17 protein-coding genes are annotated in these 19,172 nt (G+C 69.0%); 10 read left to right on the top strand and 7 right to left on the bottom strand.

Annotation, left to right across the window (positions count from 1 at the left end; genetic code table 11):
- Positions 1-66: 66 nt before the first annotated feature.
- The 3 genes from JQX13_RS11820 to JQX13_RS11810 form a co-directional block, all read right to left on the bottom strand.
- Positions 67-2,574, bottom strand: coding sequence for a sensor histidine kinase (locus JQX13_RS11820; RefSeq protein ID WP_203409116.1), 2,508 nt, complete (start codon positions 2,572-2,574; stop codon positions 67-69).
- A gap of 81 nt (positions 2,575-2,655) precedes the next feature.
- Positions 2,656-4,338: a sensor histidine kinase gene (locus JQX13_RS11815; RefSeq protein WP_203409115.1), complete on the bottom strand. Its 1,683-nt coding sequence runs from the start codon at positions 4,336-4,338 to the stop codon at positions 2,656-2,658.
- Positions 4,339-4,428: 90 nt separating this feature from the next.
- Positions 4,429-4,947, bottom strand: a complete 519-nt coding sequence (locus JQX13_RS11810) for a GreA/GreB family elongation factor (protein WP_203409114.1) — start codon at positions 4,945-4,947, stop codon at positions 4,429-4,431.
- A gap of 64 nt (positions 4,948-5,011) precedes the next feature.
- On the opposite strand from JQX13_RS11810, the gene JQX13_RS11805 reads away from it, so the two are divergent.
- On the top strand, positions 5,012-5,293 hold the full coding sequence (locus tag JQX13_RS11805) for a rhodanese-like domain-containing protein (protein ID WP_203409113.1): 282 nt from the start codon (positions 5,012-5,014) through the stop codon (positions 5,291-5,293).
- Between the two features lie 28 nt (positions 5,294-5,321).
- Here JQX13_RS11805 and JQX13_RS11800 read toward each other — a convergent pair whose 3' ends face one another.
- A complete protein-coding gene (locus tag JQX13_RS11800; RefSeq protein ID WP_203409112.1) occupies positions 5,322-6,620 on the bottom strand; it encodes an MFS transporter in 1,299 nt (432 codons plus the stop codon).
- A 95-nt stretch (positions 6,621-6,715) separates the two neighbouring features.
- Between JQX13_RS11800 and JQX13_RS55330 the strand changes: the two genes are divergently transcribed.
- The gene (locus JQX13_RS55330; protein WP_203409111.1) at positions 6,716-7,438 is read left to right on the top strand and encodes a hypothetical protein; all 723 of its coding nucleotides are present in this window, start codon (positions 6,716-6,718) and stop codon (positions 7,436-7,438) included.
- A gap of 1 nt (position 7,439) precedes the next feature.
- On the opposite strand, the gene JQX13_RS11790 is transcribed toward JQX13_RS55330, so the two are convergent.
- Both JQX13_RS11790 and JQX13_RS11785 read right to left on the bottom strand, forming a co-directional pair.
- Positions 7,440-8,015, bottom strand: a complete 576-nt coding sequence (locus tag JQX13_RS11790) for a class I SAM-dependent methyltransferase (protein WP_239014700.1) — start codon at positions 8,013-8,015, stop codon at positions 7,440-7,442.
- Positions 8,016-8,051: 36 nt separating this feature from the next.
- A complete protein-coding gene (locus tag JQX13_RS11785; protein ID WP_239014699.1) occupies positions 8,052-8,858 on the bottom strand; it encodes a prolipoprotein diacylglyceryl transferase in 807 nt (268 codons plus the stop codon).
- A gap of 472 nt (positions 8,859-9,330) precedes the next feature.
- Between JQX13_RS11785 and popC the strand changes: the two genes are divergently transcribed.
- Together popC and JQX13_RS11775 are read left to right on the top strand one after the other, a co-directional pair.
- The gene (gene popC, locus JQX13_RS11780; protein WP_203409109.1) at positions 9,331-10,755 is read left to right on the top strand and encodes a subtilisin-like protease PopC; all 1,425 of its coding nucleotides are present in this window, start codon (positions 9,331-9,333) and stop codon (positions 10,753-10,755) included.
- Positions 10,756-10,933: 178 nt separating this feature from the next.
- Entirely contained in the window at positions 10,934-11,209 is a 276-nt protein-coding gene (locus JQX13_RS11775; RefSeq protein WP_203409108.1) for a hypothetical protein, read from the top strand.
- Between the two features lie 426 nt (positions 11,210-11,635).
- On the opposite strand, the gene JQX13_RS11770 is transcribed toward JQX13_RS11775, so the two are convergent.
- Complete coding sequence (locus JQX13_RS11770) at positions 11,636-12,382, bottom strand: SDR family oxidoreductase (protein ID WP_203409107.1); 747 nt, start codon at positions 12,380-12,382, stop codon at positions 11,636-11,638.
- Between the two features lie 109 nt (positions 12,383-12,491).
- Here JQX13_RS11770 and JQX13_RS11765 point away from each other — a divergent pair, with 109 nt between their 5' ends.
- The 6 genes from JQX13_RS11765 (at position 12,492) to JQX13_RS11740 (ending at position 19,162) form a co-directional block, all read left to right on the top strand.
- The gene (locus JQX13_RS11765; RefSeq protein WP_203409106.1) at positions 12,492-13,175 is read left to right on the top strand and encodes a TetR/AcrR family transcriptional regulator; all 684 of its coding nucleotides are present in this window, start codon (positions 12,492-12,494) and stop codon (positions 13,173-13,175) included.
- The gene (locus tag JQX13_RS11760) at positions 13,172-14,167 is read left to right on the top strand and encodes a 3-oxoacyl-ACP synthase III family protein (protein ID WP_203409105.1); all 996 of its coding nucleotides are present in this window, start codon (positions 13,172-13,174) and stop codon (positions 14,165-14,167) included. The genes JQX13_RS11765 and JQX13_RS11760 overlap by 4 nt, the downstream gene beginning before the upstream one ends.
- Before the next feature lie 25 nt (positions 14,168-14,192).
- Positions 14,193-15,740 (top strand): class I adenylate-forming enzyme family protein, encoded by a 1,548-nt coding sequence (locus JQX13_RS11755; protein ID WP_203409104.1) that lies wholly within the window; start codon positions 14,193-14,195, stop codon positions 15,738-15,740.
- 87 nt (positions 15,741-15,827) lie between these two features.
- Positions 15,828-16,436: a hypothetical protein gene (locus JQX13_RS11750; protein WP_203409103.1), complete on the top strand. Its 609-nt coding sequence runs from the start codon at positions 15,828-15,830 to the stop codon at positions 16,434-16,436.
- 42 nt (positions 16,437-16,478) lie between these two features.
- Positions 16,479-18,146: a hypothetical protein gene (locus JQX13_RS11745; protein ID WP_203409102.1), complete on the top strand. Its 1,668-nt coding sequence runs from the start codon at positions 16,479-16,481 to the stop codon at positions 18,144-18,146.
- Positions 18,146-19,162: an alpha/beta fold hydrolase gene (locus JQX13_RS11740; protein ID WP_203411990.1), complete on the top strand. Its 1,017-nt coding sequence runs from the start codon at positions 18,146-18,148 to the stop codon at positions 19,160-19,162. Before JQX13_RS11745 ends, JQX13_RS11740 begins: the two co-directional genes overlap by 1 nt.
- Positions 19,163-19,172: the final 10 nt, after the last annotated feature.

The following is a 19,172-nucleotide window of genomic DNA, read 5'->3' as shown; positions in this document are numbered from 1 at the left end:
GATAGCCTGCCCTACACCTTTTCTGCACCTTCCACCAAGAAAACGCGTATTCCCCGTGAAAGAAGGTCAGCTCGCGGCGACCGCCAGGGAGATGGCTGGTTGCCCGCGGGGCAGGCGGACGTAGAAGCAGCTGCCCTGCTGGGCGCCGGGGCTCTCCGCCCAGATGGTGCCACCGTGACGCTGAACGATTTCACGGCAGATGAAGAGCCCCAGGCCGAGCCCGCCGAAGTGGCGCGCGGTGGCGTTGGAGGCGCGAGCGAAGGGCTGGAAGAGGAGGGCGACGCTCTCGGGGGGGATGCCGATGCCCTGGTCCCTCACGCGCAGCTCCACCGCGTCCCCGGTGAGGTGGAAGCTGACGCGCACGGTGCCACCCTGCGGGGAGTAGCGGACGGCATTGGACAGGAGGTTGGTCACCACCTGCTCCAGGCGGGGCCCGTCCCAGGTGCCCTCCACGGGCGCCTCGGGCGCCTCGAGGAAGAAGCGCAGCCCCTCGTCGCCGCGCAGCTCGAAGCGCTCGATGACCTCGCGCACCAGGGGCACCAGGTCCACCGGGGCGCGCTCCAGCTCGAAGCGGCCGGCCTGAATCCTCGAGGTGTCCAGCAGATCATCCACCAGGCGGGTGAGGCGGTCCGTCTGCCGGGCCATGGAGCGCAGGGCCTTGAGGGTGCGCTCGCGCTCGGGGAAGTCGCCGCCCTTCTCCATGCGGTTGAGGGTGAGGGCGGCGAAGCCCTTGAGGGGGGTGAGGGGGGTGCGCAGCTCGTGGCTGGCGACGGAGAGGAACTCCTCGCGCAGACGCACCGCCTCGCGCAGCTCGGCCTGGGCGGCCTCGGTGCGCGCGGCCATCTCGTTGAAGCCCCGGCACAGCTCGCCCAGCTCGTCGTCCTCCTCCTCGGGCACGCGCCGGGACAGCTCGCCCCGGCCGATGGCGGCGGTGGCCTCCACCAGCGTCTCCAGGCGGCGGATGATGTCGCGCGCGACGAACTGGGAGAGGGCCAGGAGCAGCAGCACGCCGAGCGCGAGCAGGGCGATGAAGGCCACGCTGGTGCGGGTGATGGCGCGATAGGCCACGCCCATGTCCTGGGTGACGACGACGCTCCACTCGGTGCCGGGCACGGGGGCGTCCGCGGCCAGGAGGATCCGCTGGTCGTCCGGGCCGAACGTCTCCACCACGCCCTCGTCGTTGCTGGACAGGTGCAGGCGCAGGGCGCCGGGCAGGAGGGCCTGGCTCAGCAGGGGGGCGCCGGGCTGGGTGTCGCGCAGGAGCAGCAGGCCGCGTCTGTCCAGCACCTGGACGCGGAAGCGCTGGGCCGCGGGCGTCACCGCCGCCGACAGGCGCTCGAGGGACAACAGGCCCACGAGCATGCCCTCCAGCTTCCCATCCTGTTTGAAGGGCAGGGCCACGGCCACGTGGGGCAGGCCGAGCTGGCTGACGTAGGGGCGCGAGACGTAGGGGGCGCCGGTGCTCAACACGCCGGCGTAGTAGTCGCGGTGGGAGAAGCTGCCCAGGTCCTCCTTGCCGTAGGAGGCGGCGAGCCCCAAGCCCTCCTTGTCCACGGCGATGGCGGCGTCGAAGGCGCGCGCCTGGGCGGGGAGGTTGCGCAGGTAGAGCTCCAGCAGCTTGCGATCCCTCGAGGCGAGGGCGGAGCGGAAGCCGGGGGACTCCAGCATGAGCTGCAGGGACTCGCGCGCGTCGTCGAGGTAGCGCACGAGGAAGTCCGCCTCGCCCGCGGCGGCGCGCACGGTGTCGTCGCGTACCTGGCGCTCGATGGCGCTCTGGGCCTGCCACGTCGCGAGTCCCCCCAACGCCAGCAGGGGCACCACTCCGGCGAAGGCCAGTCCGCGCAGCAGCTTGAAGCCCACGGTGCGCGGTGCGCGGGGGCGCAGGCCCAGGGCGGCGGTGACGCACGCGAAGGTGAGGATGATGTAGACGGTGGCGGCCGGCCCCGAGCCCATGAGGCCCAGTCCCCAGGCCAGCAGGGAGAAGTCCACCGCCAGCAGGCCGAAGAGGACGCGCGGCAGCCGGGGCCAGCGCGTGTCGACGGGGGCCAGCAGCCCCGCTCCGCAGCCCAGGAAGACGAGCCCCATGGGCACCAGCAGGGGCGCCAGCGAGGCGTAGAAGACGGGCGGGAGGTGCTGGTGCGCCACCAGCATGATCAGCCCGAAGCAGAGGGCGATCAGCCCCACCGCGCCGCGGAACACCTCGCGCTTGCGCCAGGAGGGGGAGGCTTCCAGCGCCACGCCCGCGAGCAGCACCGGATACAGGATGGCGCCGGTGAGGCCGCCGGTGCGCACGTTGAGCACCCACCAGTAGAGGCCCGTGACGGCACCGAAGCCCACGCGCCCCAGCAGATCCAACCAGCGCGGAGCGTGGGGGTAGAGCATGGTGGCCATCAGCACGATGCTGCTGGCCAGGTACGCCACGCCCATGGAGCGCACGTACGGGTAGAGGGGGCGGAAGGAGGCCGCGTGGAATTCGTACGGCGCGTACGTCATCGCCACGCCGAAGATGAGGCCGAACATCGCGGCGGGCCAGGTGAGGGGCAGCGAAGGTGTGCGAGCGGGCTCGGCTCCCATGAAACTCCCTTCCAAATCAGCTTGGCCGGATCAAATCCACCGCCCGGAAGTGGATCGTCCAGCGTTGGACAGGCGCATGCGTCAGGCCGTGGCCTGCCGGGGTAGCTCCACGGTGAAGGTGGCGCCGGCGCCGGGAGCGCTGCGCACGCCCACCGTCCCGCCCAGGGCCTCGACGATCTGCCGGGTGATGTAGAGGCCGAGCCCGAGTCCACCGTAGTGGCGATCGGACACGGCGCGCTCGAAGCGGCCGAAGAGGCGCGGCAGGTTCTCCGGGGCGATGCCGATGCCCTCGTCGCGCACCACCAGGCGGGCGAGCCCGGCGCTCGTCTCCACGCGCAGGTGCACGGGCTTGCCAGCGCCGTACTTGAGCGCGTTGGAGAGCAGGTTGGTCACCACCTGCTCCAGCCGGAGCCTGTCCCAGGTGCCCACGGCGGAGCCGGAGGTCTCCAGGAGGATGGGGCTCTGGGCCTGGGAGGCGGGCAGCTCGAAGCGGGCGGCGACCTCCTGGGCGAGCGCGGTGAGGTCCACCTCCTCCAACTCCAGGCGCAGCCGTCCGGCGTGGATGCGGGTGACGTCGAGCAGCTCGTTGACGAGCGCGTTGAGGCGGCTGGCGTTGCGGTCGATGTTCTCCAGCTTGGCCATGAGGGCGGGAGCGGACGGAGCGGCCTCGCCTCGGCGGGCGCCGCGCAGCAGCGACTGCACGTTGAGCTTGAGGGAGGTGGTGGGGGTGCGCAGCTCGTGCGCGGCCACGGTGAAGAACTCGTCGCGCTGGGCCACGGCCTGGCGGGCCTCGCGGAAGAGCAGGACGTTGTCCACGGAGAGGGCGACCCGGTCCGCCAGGTCCTCGGCGAAGCGCAGGTCATCCTGCCCGTACACGCGCTCGCGGAAGGTGAAGAGGACGAGCGCGCCCAGGGTGCGTCCGCGCGCGCGCAGGGGCACGGTGAGCAGCGAGCGCGTCCCCAGCATCCGCATGAGGCGCAGGTGCCCGGCGTCCCGGGTGAGGGACTGGAGCAGGGGCGTCGTCACCTCCGGGAGGAGCTGGGAGGTGTCCTGGGGCAGCCTCAGCCCCACCAGGCCGGGCTCGTTCGAGGCCTGGGCGGCGGTGTACCGCAGCACCTCGGTGAGCAGCGCCTCCTGGGAAGGCTCGTTGGCCACGGTCTCGAGCAGGAGCGGCTGTCCGCGGCTGTCCATCACCTGCAGGACGCAGCCGTCGCCGAGCGTGGGGACGCAGCGGCGGGCCAGCTCGTGCAGGGCGGCCTCCACGTCGAGCGACGCGGTGAGCAGGTGGCTGGCCTCGGCGAGGAAGCTCGTCTCCAGCTCCTCGCGCTTGCGGCGGGTGATGTCGTTGAACCAGATGGAGAGGCCGTCCCCTCGCTTGAGGGCGACGAGACGGAACCACCGCTCGTTGTGGGCGAGGGGGAAGTACACCTCGTCCACGTAGGGCTCGCCCGTCTGCACCGCGCGCACGAAGTGGGCGTGGATGCCGCGGTTGCGCGCCTCGGGCAGCAGCTCCACGATGCCCCGGCCCACCACGAAGTCCAGGCTCATGCCCATCATGGCCTCGGCGGCGGGGTTGGCGTACTCCCAGTGGAAGTCCACCAGCGTGCCGGAGTCGTCGCGGACGGCGCGCACGGCCATGTAGCCATCGGGATGAGCCGTGGCGAAGCCCCACTTCTCATAGATGGGCTCGGCGATGGGCTCGGCGGTGACCTCCTCCGGAGTCTCCGGACGGACGCTCTTCGTGGCGGCACGGAGCGTGGGCACGACATACCTCCTCTGGCGCAGGGCCCCCCAGTGGCCTGCTCTTCACTGGAATTGTGAAAGGAGGCGAGACGCCGAATCAAGCCGACGGGGTCAGGCGACCTCGAGGACCGTCCACTCGCGTACCTCGCCGGCCAGGGTGATTTCGATGGTGTCACCCGCACGACGTCCGAGCAGGGCGCGGCCGACGGGGGAGGCGGGGGTGATGACGGAGAGGAAACCATCGCCGCCGGGGCCGGTGAGCTCGGTGCCGGCGCCCACGGGGAGGAGGAAGAAGGTGCGCTCGGAGAAGCCGTCCTCGTCCTCGGTGGACACGTCGATGATGGCGCCCAGGGCGACGGGGCCCTTGCGGGAGAAGCGGGGGAGGCCGGCCTCCTGGAAGTCGGTGAGGGCCTTGAGCTCCTCCTGGACGCGGCGGGCGCGCTGGGCCTGGCCGGTGGCGAGGCTGCCGTACTCGATGACGGCGCGTCCGTCCTCCTTCTTCTCGGACTCGGTGGCCAGGGAGCGGGCGGCCTCCCGGGCCTCGAGCTCGGCGCGGTGGGCGAGCCGATCACTCTGGCGGAGCCGATCGGCGAGTTGGTCGAGCAACGTGTTCTTGTCCAGCAGTGGCATGCGTGCGACAGGACTGTAGCGTCCCGGCGCGAGGGCTCCAGTTTCCGGCTACAGTCCGGTGCCCATGACGCCGAAAGAACTGTCCGAGAAGGCTCGCGAGCTGGTGGGTCAGGGGTGGGTGCTGTTGGACGTGCGCACGCCGGAGGAGTTCCGTCAGGGACACCCGGAGCCGGCGCGCAACATCCCGGTGCAGGAGCTGCCGCAGCGCGTGCAGGAGGTGGGCCCGCCGGGGACGAAGGTGGTGGTGTACTGCCTGGCGGGAGGCCGCAGCGCGATGGCGGCGCAGATCCTCCGGGCCCACGGCTTCACGGACATCTTCGATTTGAAGTCCGTGAACAACTGGTAGGGCCGGGGCTCGGCGAACGGCGCCGCCCTCAGGACAGGGCGGGCTTCGTGGACGGACTGGCGGGCGCGGGAGCGGGCTGCTCGCGGATGCCGATCAGGACGAGGAGCGCGGCCACGACGAGCGCTCCGAGCATCACGTGGAAGCCGACGGCGGCGTCGTTGTCGTTCCACTTGATGGCGTAGCCGATGAGGATGTTGGTGAGGAACCCGCCGATCTGCCCGCCGGTGTTGATGAAGCCGGCGCCCGAGCCCATGAGGCGGGTGGGCACGAGAATCATGGGCAGGGCCCAGATGGCGCCAGCGGCCATGAAGAGCAGGAAGCCGGCGATGCACTGGGCGATCATGTACGGCACGGGCGCGTCGATGCGCGTGAACAGGTAGAGGCAGACGCCGCCGAGGGCCTGGCAGCCGAACACCAGGTACTTGCGCCGGCCGCGGAACCAGCGATCCGACACGTAGCCGGCGAGCATGCAGCCGATGCCACCCGTGAGGAACGGGAGCGCGCCGACGAAGCCGGTCCTCTGGAGGGAGAGCTTCTTCACCTCGAGCAGGTACGTGGGCAGCCAGTTCAACCAGCCATACATGGTCAGGTTGTAGATGAGGGCGACGAAGAAGAGCACCCAGATGGCGGGGGAGCGCAGCAGGTCCGCGAAGCTGGCCTTCTCGAGGGTCTGCTCGGCGTTGGCGGCCTGGGAGAGGCTGTCGCGCTCGAACTCCTCGAGCTCCTCGCGCGAGACGCCCGGGTGCTCGTGGATGGAGTTGGTGATGTACAGCCAGGCGGCCACCACGCAGAGCACGCCGGCGCCGCCGAGGACGTAGAAGCTCGTCCGCCAGCCGAGGATGGGCAGCAGCCACGCGAGCAGCAGCGAGGAGATGGCGGGCCCGAGGGCGACGGACGAGAGGATGGCCGCGTTGGCGGTGCCGCGGTTCTTCTTCGAGTACCAGTTGCCGATGACCTTCCAGACGGCGGCGGGGAAGATGCCCTCACCGACACCGAAGAGGAAGCGCACCACCAACATGCTGGCGAGTCCGCCCACCACGCCGGTGAGCGCGGTGAAGACGGACCACCAGGCGAGGGCGACGAGCAGCACCTTGCGAGGGCCGATGCGGTCGGCCAGCATTCCGCCCGGAATCTGGAAGAGCGAGTAGCCGAGGAAGAAGGCGCTGAGGATCCACCCGATGCGCTCCGGACCCACCTGGAGCTCCTCGCGGATGAACGGGATGGTCATGTTGATGGCCATCCGGTCCAGCCAGGCGACGAGGTAGCACAGGAGCAGGGCGAGGCCGACCTTGTAGCTGGTCTTGAAGGTCATGGAGGGTGGGAGCATAGCCCGAACCCTCCGAGCGCCGTCACTCGCCCCGGTGCAGGCCGCGCAGGAACACCTTCACATCGCTGGATGCCGGTGGAGAGCTGAACGGTGCCGTGGTGGAGGGAGGCGGCGGACTCGGAGGCGAGTGCCTCTTCCTGGACGGAGGCGGAGGGCGCGGGGTCGAGGTGGTGGAGGCCGTCTTCCGGTTGTCGACGTACTGCGCGGACCCGGAGGGGTTGGGGGCGGACGCGGCGGTGGCGCAGTTCCAGGTGGCGAGACGGGGCGTCATGTACCTCGACGGAGGCTGGAGCGAGCTGGTGAACGGGCTCGCCGCGGTGGCGGGTGCATCGGAGGTGGAGGTGGTGACCTCGGCGCGAGTGGAGTCGGTGGAGCGGGACGAGGGAGGGCCGCGCCCGGGCGTACGGGGGCTGCGGCTGGCGGACGGGACGGAATACGAGGCGGGGGCGTCGCTGACGGGATTCCTGGAGGCGCTGGTGTCGGGGGACACCGAGGCGGCGGAGGCGTTGCTGGCGGAGCCGGTGAGAGCGCTGACGGACGGGGGCGGCGAGACGTACTCGGCACGGGTGCCAGTGGTGGGGTTGAAGCGGGTGGCGCTCTTCTGCCGGCGGGTGTTCGAGCTCCGGGGCACGCCGGACACGGTGGAGTGGCGGATGCTCAACGGCCTGCCGGCGCTCGTGGTCGGGTGGCACGAGAACAAACCGGGGAGGGCCAATCGAGCCGTCATCCGGGTGGACGTCGACGCGGAAGGCCGCATCACCGAATCGCACCTGGTGCAGACGAGCCGCAAGCTCGCGGGCCCGCGTCCAACGGGCTGAGCTACACGGGAACCGCGACGAGCTCCTCGACGAGCTCGCGCAGGCGCTGGGCGCGGTGGGTGATGCGGAAGCCGGAGGCCTCGACGAGGGGAACGGTGTCGCGGTTGAGCTGACACCCCATGGCGAGGCGGCTCCAGACGGGGGTGAGCCGGTCCTGGAGGCGGGCGACGGTGGGGTGGGGGGAGCGGACGTGCTCGAGCAGCCTCAACTGGCCGCCGGGGCGGAGGACGCGGCGGATCTCCGCGAGCCCGCGGGCGGGGTCCTCGACGGTGCAGAAGACGAGGCAGGCGACGACGGTGTCGAAGGAGCCATCGGGGAAGGGGAGCTGCTGGACATCGGCCCGCATGAGGGTGACGCCCGGGCGGCGGTGGCTCGCGCGGGCGAGCAGCTCGGGGTCGATGTCGATGGCGACGACGGATGAGACGGAGGGCGGGTAGGAGAGCAGCCCGGTGCCGGTGCCGACCTCCAGGACGCGTCCGGAGAGCCCCTCGACGAGCCGGTGCCGGGCACGATCGAGTCCGAGCCAGCCGACGGGGACCATGACGGCGTCATACAGCAGGGCCCTGGCGTTGCTCATGCGTCCCCCCATCCGTGACTCCCTGCCCGGGAGTCCTCAACGTGCCTGCGCCTGAACGCCGTTCCCCGGTCCGACCTGGGCGGAGGGCTTCCTGGCGGGGGCCTGCCACTTCACCAGACCGTAGATGCCGAAGGCGATGAGCGCGAAGCATCCGTACTGCGCGGGCGTCAGGCCGAAGTACCTCGCGTCGACATAGGAGAGGTCCGTGGCGCGCAGGGAGTCGAAGAAGAAGCGGCCGAAGGCGTAGAGGATGGAGAGCAGGGGCAGCAACTTCCCCCTCAGCTTGCCCGCGTTGCGCAAGCCCCACAGGAGGCCGGAGATGGCGAAGAGGAAGATGGCGTCATACATGCCCAGGTCGTGACGAGGCCCGCCGGGGAAGTTGACCGCGAGGAAGAAGTCGGTACGGACGCCGGGGTGGTCGTGGACGGCGAAGCAGCCGAGCCGGGCGACGGCCCAACCGGGGGCCACGGACAGGGCGAAGGCGTCGGCGTAGTCGCGGAAGCGCAGCTTGCGCACCCGGAAGAAGACCACGGCGGCGAGGATGCCGCCGAGCAGCCCTCCGAAGGAGGACAGTCCATCCCACACCTTGAAGATCTGGAACGGGCTCTTGGAGAGCTCCTCGGGGTGGTAGCCGAAGAGGTGGACCAGGTGTCCGACGACCACACCCACGCCCACGCCCCAGGGCGCGTAGTCCTGGAGGGGCGTCGAATCGAGCCCTTCACGCTCGGCCTGACGGGATAGGAGCCGGGCGGCGAGCAGGATGCCGAGCGCCACGAAGATGCCGAAGGGCTCGATGGTGAGGGGTCCGAGCTTGATGGGGGGGACGTGCAGGTAGGGAATCACGAATCTCTCCGGCGGGGGCGGATGGCACTCCGCCATAGTCCGCCTTGGCACCACGGTGGCGAACAAATCATGGGGAAGGCGACTTCCCCAGGGTCATCTGGGGGCGGGCGGGCGGACATGCGCCGGGGTCCGACAGGGGGCTTGCCGCCAGGGCCGGAATTTCGGGCCCGCACGACGCCTGGCCGCTATTTTCTGACCTGTCACGGTCCGTATTACGCTCCCAACCTGTGAATCCTTTCCGGTTTCGTACGTTGTGACCGTCATCCACTGGAACGCCCAGGGGCGCCCATGACGTCCAGAGCGGGGATTGGCGCGGGTCATGTCAGGGGGGGCCGTTCTAGTCACACTGTGAGCCGATGGTGTGAACGACGACGGTGTCCCCCCCCCCTTCGCCTGGGCGCGGCCGGCGCCCATCCGAGGTCCGGCCCGCGCTGTCAGTGAAGTCGGTATTCTGTAAAGGAGCGAACCCATCATGAAGTCCTATCTCCTGGTTCCGAAGGAGTCGATCGAGACCCGCGCCCGTCCGGGCGTGCGGGGCACGGAGCAGGGAGAGCGTGTGCTGCAGCGCACCACCGCCCTTCAGTTCATGATCAGCGGGCGGGCACCGGACATGCTGCGGAGTCTCGGGTTGCGCTCGGCCACCCTTCCCGGTCGCCTGCCCGAGGTGAGCACCCCTCCCACCCCGCCGAAGAAGAAGAAGTCGACGCGAAGCCGGAGCCGCAAGGGCGAGGTCCAGCTGGTGGCCACCGAGGGTCCGGTGATGGAGCCGGCCTCGGCGACCGCCTCGGACGTGGGCACCTACCGTCACATGCCGCTCATCGGCGCCACCATGGCCCACTTCACCTCGGAGAAGGCCGAGCGCATCGCCAAGGAGGAGCTCGGGCGGGACTTCGAGTTCATCCCGGACACGGTGCAGCTCACCTTCCCGGGCCCGGTGTCCGCGGGCCAGCTCGGTCCTCGCAACCGGGGCCTGTCCTCGCTCGTCAACCGGGAGTGGCCCGAGGAGTGCGGCGTCAACGCCGCCCACGCCCAGGGCATCAAGGGCGCCGGCGTGATGCTCGGCATCCTCGACACCGGCGTGGACGCGGACCACCCCGAGCACCAGGACCGCGTCATCCAGTTCCGCTACGTGTCGCTCTTTCCCAACTCGCCGCAGAACCCGGCGCGCGACGTGCGCGGCTTCGACCCGGACGGCCACGGCACCCACGTGGCCGGCATCGCCGCGGGCCTGTTCCACGGCGTCGCTCCGGAGGTGGACCTCTACGTCGCCTCCGTCATCGAGTCCGAAACCATACGCACGAGCCTGGGCCGTGTAGCCGCCGGCATGGAATGGCTGCTACACCAGTTCTCTCGGCCCGAGAACTCCATGCGCCCGGCGGTGGTGAACATGTCCCTGGGCTTCCCCATGCAGCCGCCTCCAGGAGTCAGCGACATGGAGTACCGCCTGAACATCCGCGCGCTGCAGACGCTGGTGCGCCGGCTGGTGGACTCCAACGTGCTGCCCGTGGTGGCGGCCGGCAATGGAGGCGCTGGCACGGCAGGCTACCCCGCGGGCTTCCCAGAGGCCCTGGCCGTGGGGGCGGTCGACTTCGCGAAGCGCGTGGCCAGCTTTTCGGCAAGTGGCGTGGTGAATCAGCGCCCTGTCCCCGACGTGATGGGTTACGGCGTGAACGTCTACTCGAGCACAGAACGAAGGTGTAACAACCAGGCGTTCTATGAACGAATGAGCGGAACGAGCATGGCCGCCCCTTACGTCGCGGGTCTGGCCGCGCTATATCGCTGCCGTTCCCCGGACTTGACGGCACTCGAGGTCAGGGATTTGATTCTGGACAATGTGCTGAGACTGCCCAAGACCCCCGCGGGACGCGCCGGCAGGGGTCTGGCGGTTTACAAGTGATGGCGGCTACCAGGGCCGGCGGCGGATGAGCGCCGGGCCTGTGGGAGGAGTTGTTATGAGCAGGAAGGCAGCCACATCGCCGCGCCGGACCTCCGGCCGTTTTCCAAAGATGTCCGCCGTCACTCCCCTCCCGGGCTCCCGGGTGGAGAGTGCGGAAGGATGGATCGAGGCCCTGGTCATGCCCCGGGAGGAGCCCGGAGCCGCCTGGCAGCCGTCCGTCCAGCGCGACCGCTCGCTCGTCCACAAAGCCGCGTGCGAACAGAGCAAGCAGTTCCGCGACTCCGTGCTGAGCTTCCTGCAGGCCCATCACCTCATGGGCGCCGTCAGGTGGATGAGCGATCCCGGCTCCACGCCCATGGTGACGCTCTACTGCACGCCCCGGGTGTTGGAGCAGCTCCAGCGCTCGCCGCATTTCGACGCCGGCCGCACTGCTGGCCTCGAGATGTTCACCTGAGCCAGCCCCTCTGGTTGGACACCAGAGCGGGGCTCCAGGTTTCCCTCGTCGTCGGGAGTCCCGTGACTCCTGTGCTCGGCTCCGGATCCGCCTCCTGGGTGGGGGACCCTTCGCCTGCCCTGCTCGACCTTCCGAGCATCCCGTCTATTCCCGACTGGAAATGATTTACTCACCTGACTTCCGGTCGGCAACCCCCTGAACGTCCGTTGCCCTTGCGGATGCGGGAAGAAGTCCCACCTTGGACCCTTTTTGTTGGGCCCATGGGACCGCGGGGCAATGCGCTGCTCGATTGTCCCCCGTGCGACCTGGCTGTGCGTTTTCGCCGCCATTCCCTTCAAACGAACGAGCCGCGCAAAAGGGTCTGACGCCCTTTCGCACGGCCCGTTGGCTGGCGTGCGGTGCCCGTGAGGGCCCACGTCGCCCAGGCTACATGTTGAGGCCGCCGTCCACGTCGATGGTGCGACCGTTGAAGTAGTCACACTCGAGGACGAACTTCACCGCGAGCCACAGGTCCTCGGGCAGGCCGATGCGGCCCACGGGGATGTTGGCCACCAGCGCGTCGCGGGCCTTCTGGTTCATGCCCTGCGTCATCGGCGTCTCCACCATGCCGGGGGCCACGGCGCCCACGCGGATGCCGAAGGGGGCGAACTCGCGCGACCAGGTGACGGTGTTGGCGGCGAGCGCGGCCTTGGCGGACACGTAGTTGCTCTGCCCGCGGTTGCCGTGCCGGGCGATGGAGCTCATGTTGACGATGACGCCGGGGCGCTGATCCGTCTGCACCATCTTCGCCACCACCTCACGCACCATGAAGGTGGCGCCGGTGAGGTTGACGCCGATGACGGCGTTCCAGTCCGCGGTGGACAGCTTCTTCACCTCACCGGTGGCCTTGTCCTTCTTCACCAGCAGCGAGTCGCGGAGGATGCCGGCGTTGTTGATGAGGCCATTGAGGCCGCCCATGGCCTCGTGGGCCCACTGCACGAAGGAGACACACTCCTCCTCCTTGGACACGTCCAGGCGGCGGCGGTGGATGGCGGCGGGCAGCGAGGCGAACTGCTCCTCGTTCACATCTCCCACGGCGACCTGCGCGCCGGCCTCGTGCAGGCGCGTGGCGAAGTGGGCGCCCATGCCCCGCGCGCCGCCCGTGACGATGACCTTCATGTCCTTGAGTTGCATGTGTTCCCCTTGGGTGGCTGACGCAATGCGTTGCATGCCGTCCGTGCGCCAGCGGATGAATGACTGTTTTTGACAATACCGCGAGGGGAGTGTTACGCAAGGTTGAAAGATGAATCGGTCTTCAACTTCGCCAGCCGAACGCCTCGTTCCAGCGACCCCGCGAGGGCAGCGCACGCGCCTGCGGGTCTTGCAGGCGGCGGAGCGTGTCTTCGGAGAGAAGGGCTACGAGCGCGCCTCCATCGCGGATATTACCCGGGAGGCGGAAGTGGCGTTGGGGACTTTCTACGTCTACTTCCCGGACAAGCTGTCCGTCTTCGTGGAGGTGGTGGACGAGCTGGGGGCGCGGCTGCGCCGGCTCATCTCCGAGGCGGTGGCGGGGTGTGAGGGCCGGCTCGAGGTGGAGCGCGAGGGCCTGCGTACCTTCTTCCAGTTCGTGGGGGAGAACCGCAACCTGTACCGCATCGTCCGGCAGGCCGAGTTCGTCGACGAGGCGTGCTACCGGCGCTACTACGACCGCTTCGCGCGGGGCTACGTGTCGGGGCTCGAGCGCGCCATGGACGCGGGCGAGGTGCGGCGCATGGATCCAGAGGCGCTGGCCTACTGCCTGATGGGCCTGAGTGACTTCCTGGGCATGCGCTGGGTGCTGTGGGAGGGCGAGGGCGGCCTGGAGCACGTGCTGGACACCGCGATGGATTTCATCCGCCACGGCATGGATGCATGTCCGGCCGGGGCAGGCAATGGCAACAAGAAGGGGCCGCGCAAGCCGCGCGCCTCGCGGAGCAAGACGCGATGAGATACGCCAACATCCTGGCCACCGGCCGCTACGTCCCCGAGAAGGTCCTCACCAACGCCGACGTGGAGCGCATCCTCGGCGAGAAGGTGGACGAGTGGCTCCAGCAGAACGTGGGCATCAAGCAGCGCCACCTGATGGCGGATGACCAGGTGACGTCCGACCTGTGCGTGGGCGCCGCGAAGCAGGCGATGGAGCGCGCGGGCGTGAAGCCGGGCGAGCTGGATCTCATCATCATCGCGACGGACACGCCGGACTACCTGAGCCCGGCCACGGCCTCGGTGGTGCAGGCGAAGCTGGGGGCCAGCAACGCGGGCACGTACGACCTCAACTGCGCGTGCGCGGGCTGGGTGACGGCGCTGGACGTGGCGAGCAAGACGATCGCCGCGGACGACAGCTACAACCGCGTGCTGGTGGTGGGCGCGTACGGGATGTCCCGGTACATCAACTGGAAGGACAAGAAGACCTGCACGCTCTTCGCGGACGGCGCGGGCGCGGTGGTGCTGGGCGCGGGTGACAAGCCCGGCTTCATGGGCGCGAAGCTGCTGGCGGCGGGCGAGTACCACGACGCGCTGGGTGTCTACACGGGCGGCACGTACCGGCCCTCCACGGCGGAGACGGTGGCGCTCACCAACGGCAAGCCCGCGGTGCAGTTCGTGCGCAAGTTCCCCGCCACCTTCAACACCGAGCGCTGGCCCATGCTGCTCAAGCAGCTGCTGGAGCGGGCGAAGCTGACGATGAACGACGTGGACCACTTCGTCTTCACGCAGCTCAACCTGCGCACCATCGAGGCCACGATGAAGGTGCTGGAGCAGCCCATGTCCAAGACGAACTGGACCATGGACAAGTGGGGCTACACCGGCTCGGCCTGCATCCCCATGACGCTGGATGACGCGGTGGTGGAGGGCCGGGTGAAGAAGGGCGACCTGGTGGCCCTGTGCGCCAGCGGCGGCGGCCTGGCGATGGCCTCCGCGCTCTACCGCTGGACGGCCTGAGCGGTCACGACGGGAGGGGACACGCATGTTCATCGGCGACTGGATGGGCCGGGGGGCCACCTACTGGCCCGAGCACACGGCAGTGGTGGATGTGGCCAGGGGGGAGTCCGGCCGCTTCTCCTACCGGGACATGAACGCGCGGGCCGAGGCGCTCGCGGGCTGGCTGCGTGACGTGGCCGGCGTGTCCCGGGGTGAGCGGGTGGGCCTGGTGGCCCACAACGGCGTGGAGTACCTGGATGTCTTCTTCGCCTGCGGCAAGCTGGGGGCCATCTTCGTCCCCTTCAACTGGCGCCTGCACGCGCAGGAGCTGACGGACCTGGTGCGCGACACCGGTCCTCGCGTGCTCTTCTTCAGCGATGACTTCCGCGAGGGCCTCGCGGCGGTGCACGCGCAGGTGGGGGACGCGCTGAAGCTCGTCCACCTGGAAGGGCAGGGGCTGCCCGGGAGCCGCCCGTACGCCGAGGCGCTCGCGCACGTGTCCGGCTCGAAGGTGACGAACGAGCAGGTGAGCGAGGAGGACATCATCTGTCTGCTCTTCACCGGCGGCACCACGGGCAGGTCGAAGGGCGCGCGCATCAGCTACCGCATGGTGGCGTGGAACACGCTCAACACGCTCATCCACGAGGTGCGGCCCGGGGACATCACGGTGACGCACACGCCCATGTTCCACACGGGCGGGTTGCTCGTCTACACGGTGCCGATCCTCACCTGCGGCGGCACGGTGGTGCTCATGCGCCGTTGGGACGCGGATGAGATGCTGCGGCTGGTGGAGCAGGAGAAGGTGACGCTCTTCTTCGCCGTGCCCACGCAGTACCAGCAGATGTATGACTCGCCGCGCTTCCGCTCGGCGGACCTGTCCAGCGTGCGCTTCGTCACGAGCGGTGGCGCGCCGCTGCCGGTGCCTCTGCTGCAGGCGTGGCAGGCCGTCCACAAGGTGCCCTTCAAGCAGGGCTTCGGCATGACGGAGTTCGGCCCCGGCATCTTCAGCATGGGCCCCGAGTTCGCCATGTCCAAGGCTGGCTCCATCGGCCGGCCCAACTACTTCGTCGACGCGCGGCTGGTGGATGACGACGGCCGCGACGTGCCCGAGGGCGCCACGGGCGAGCTCATCCTCAAGGCCCCTTCCATGTGCTCGGGCTACTTCGAGAACGCGGAGGCCACGGCCGAGGCCATCGACGCGAACGGCTGGTTCCACACGGGGGACCTGGCGCACCGCGACGCGGACGGCTTCTTCTTCATCAACGGGCGCAAGAAGGACATGTTCATCTCCGGCGGAGAGAACGTGTATCCGCTCGAGCTGGAGACGGCGCTCTACGAGCACCCCGCCGTGCAGGCGTGCGCGGTGGTGGGCGTGCCCGACCCCAAATGGGGCGAGGTGGGGCGTGCCTTCGTGGTGCTCAAGCCGGGTGCGCAGGCCACGGCCGAGGCACTGCTGGAGCACCTGCGTGGCCGGGTGGCCCGCTACAAGGTCCCGAAGAAGGTGGAGCTGGTGACGTCCCTGCCCGTGTCCGCGGCGGGGAAGATCCTCAAGCGCGAGCTTCGCGAGCGGGCCATCGCGGCCGACAGGAGCTGAGCGCCATCCCCTCTCCCTCTGGGAGAGGGTCATCCGGACAGAGCGAAACAGTCGAGCCGGCACATGCCGGGGGGAGAGAACCGTCTCATGAAGAAGCAACTGCTGTCGGCGGTGATGCTGTGCACGCTGGGCCTCGCGGGTTGCGGCGACGAGGCGCCGCCCGCTCCGACGCCCGTGGATCCCAACCAGAAGGTGACCAACCAGCTCGAGGGCAAGACGCTGGTGATGCAGGGGGAGAACATCCCCAGCCATACCAACGGCTACAGCGAGAACGTGAACCTCGAGGGTTTCACCCAGTGCTACAACAAGGTCGTCATGACGGTGGCGAGCGGCAACTTCACCGTCACCAGCACCCTGGGCACCCTGCGCGATGCGCCTGGCAGGGGCGACGTCGGCACGTGTGACAACGCGGCCGCGGGAGTGGAGCTGGCGCCGCTCATCACGACGAGCTACCGCATCGAGAACGCCCGGGAGGACCTGAGCTGCTTCGATGTGACGTTCAACTACCCGGCCGGCTTCACGCAAGAGGGACGTGGCAGCCTGAGCGCGGATGGCAGGACGTTGAAGCTGGAGCTCTTCGTCTCGCAGCAGGCCATCGGCCACCGCTGCGCGGATGGCGAGGTGGGCTCGCGGACGGTGACGTTCCTGGGCGAGCCGTTCACTGGCAACGCGGTGCAGACGTACATCGCCCAGTAACCGCGCGCCCGGGCGCGCACCCTCTCCGGAGACGAGACACGTATGACGCGGTGGTGGCTTCCTGACGTGAAGGGCAGGAGTGCGATGCGCGGGTGCGCGCTGGCGGTGGCGCTCGGCGCGCTGGGGCTGGCGTCGCCCGCGGCGGGGCAGGGGAGTCCTCCCCTCCCGGGCGCGTATGCCGATTGGTTGGACGCGAAGGATCGCGAGGAGGATGCACCGCCTCGCGAGCTCATCCTCATCAACTACTTCTTCACCCGCGTCTCGGCGACGAACCAGCTCGGTGACCCGACGGGGCTCAAGGGCGTGGCGCTGGGCCCCATCGGACAGGTGGCGGGCAGCGCGGTGCGGGTGGAGAACAGGAGCGCCTTCTTCGTCGAGCAGCGCTGGATTCCCGTTCTCGAGTACAGCCCGTTCTTCGTGGACGGACTGGCCTCGTTCCGGGCCCAGTTGGAGGTGGACTACCTCTGGGGCCGCTCCGCCAATGCCCTGCAACAGAACGAGGGCGGTGGTTTCAACGCGGATCAGGTCAACATCCAGACGAAGAACGTCAACGTCTCCCTCTACCCGACGAAAAACCCCGAGCAGCTCACCCTGCTCATGGGCACGCAGCCCGTCTACGACACGGTCTACGATCCAACGCGCACCCCGCTCAATGAGCTCATCCGCACCGGCTACAAGCTGGCCTTCCTGGGCAGCGATGCCACGGGCCTGTCCGTCTTCAGCAACGCCCTCGGGGGCCAGTCTCGTCTGAGTTTGCTGCCGCTGGGCAGCGCGCAGGCGGACAAGGCGGAGCGGAACGACCCGCGGCTCAAGTTCGTCTGGTTGGGTATGGCGGACCATTCGTACCCGGTGGCGCCGGGGACGAACGTGGGCCTGTCCCTGTGGTACCTGCGCGACGAAACGAAGGGCGTCGCCTATGCCTTCGAGGGCCTGGTGCCGAGCGGGCCCGGGTCGAACAACCTGAGCAACTTCACCGGCGTGCCACGGTTCTCCATCGATCGGCCCACGGGCTGGGTGGCGTGGGCGGGTGCCAACTTCCACCACAACATCGACTTCCGCACCGGCCCCTTCGGCGCCTCCGGCTTCGTCATGTACAACCGGGGCCGCTATCGCAACAACAAGGCGGACTCGGCGCTCAACCGGCAGGTGGATATCAGTGGCCTGTCCGCCAACCTGGAGCTGCTCTACAACTACGGGCGCACGTCCAATGACATGGTGACGCTCGAGGGCATGTTCTCCACGGGTGACTCGAACCTGGCGGACGACCGCTACACCGGCGCCTTCACCCTCAACCAGTACGGCCTGCCGGGCGCGGTGTGGTTCAACCACAAGATGCTGCTGCTCTTCCCGTTCACCAGCACCGTCAACAACTACACGGGCGCGGTGACGGACATCTCCAATCAGGGTTTCGGCTTGCAGACCGTCATCGCCACCGGTGCGTATGACCTCATCCCCCACAAGCTGAACCTCAAGCTGGGCGCGGGCGTCGCCACCAGCGGTGTCACCCCTCCCGAGGAGACGGTGGGTGTCGCGCGCGGCCGCTTGATCGGCACCGAGCTCAACGCCGAGCTGCGCTACACCCTCCGCTACCTCATGACCGTGGGCCTGCACGGCGGCTACATGTTCCGCGGCGGCTTCTACAACGGCAACCCACGCATCACCGCCAACCCGTGGGCTGCCTTCACCACCTTCACCTGGTACGCGTTCTGATCATGAAGACTCGTGCTCTGGGCCTGCTCGTGCTGGCGGGCCTCTCCACCGGGTGCGTCACCTCGTACAAGTCGCGCCCGCCCCTGTCCTTCCAGGAACTCGACTACTCCTCGCTCGAGGGCAAACCCTGGCCGGTGAAGCGGCTCTCCCTGCCCGATACCGCGGCCACCCATGGCACCGCACGCGTGCCCGAGGTCGCCTACGTCGAACTCAACCCCGAGGGCAGGCAGACCATCCTCTTCATCCATGGCCTGGGCTCGTACCTGAAGTTCTGGCGCTACCAGCTCGACGCCTTCGCCGAGCAGGGCTACCGCGTCATCGCCGTGGACCTGCCCGGCTACGGCAAGTCAGACAAGCCCGCCTCCTTCCCGTACACCATGGAGGCCATGGGTGATGCGGTGCACGAGCTCGCCCGGAAGCTGGGCGCGGACAAGCCCATCCTCGTCGGGCACTCCATGGGTGGGCAGACGGCGCTCTCGTATGCCATCCGTTACCCGGAAGATTTGAAGGCGCTCGTGCTCACCTCGCCCGCGGGCTTCGAGAAGTTCAGCCCCAGGGAGAAGGCCTGGTTCAAGCGCTCCTTCAGCACCTCGCTCATCCAGAACGCCTCCGAGTACGGCATCTGGGGCAGCGTGCGTCAGTCCAACTTCGAGCGCTGGCGGCCGGAGCTCGAGTGGCTCATCGAGGAGCGCGTGCGCGTGGCGAAGAGCCCCGAGTTCGACGCCTACGCCTACGCCAACGTGCGCACCGTGGATGGGCTCGCCCATGACGACTTCGTGCGCGACAGCCTGGAGCGCGTCACCGTGCCCACGCTCATCATCTACGGCGAGGATGACCGCCTCATCCCCAACCCCTTCCTCCACGGAGGCGAGGCGCGCGGCGTCATGGCGTACGGCCACGAGCACATCCGAGGCTCGACGCTGGTGGGCCTGGAGCGCTGCGGCCACACCATCCAGATGGACTGCCCCCAGGAGTACAACGCGCGGGTGCTCGCGTTCCTGAAGGGCCTGGAATGAAGAAGGCGGA

The organism is Archangium violaceum, from assembly GCF_016859125.1.
Lineage (GTDB): Bacteria > Myxococcota > Myxococcia > Myxococcales > Myxococcaceae > Archangium > Archangium violaceum_A.
The sequence above is the reverse complement of the archived record's forward strand: the minus strand, read 5'-3'. Positions and strand labels throughout refer to the sequence as shown.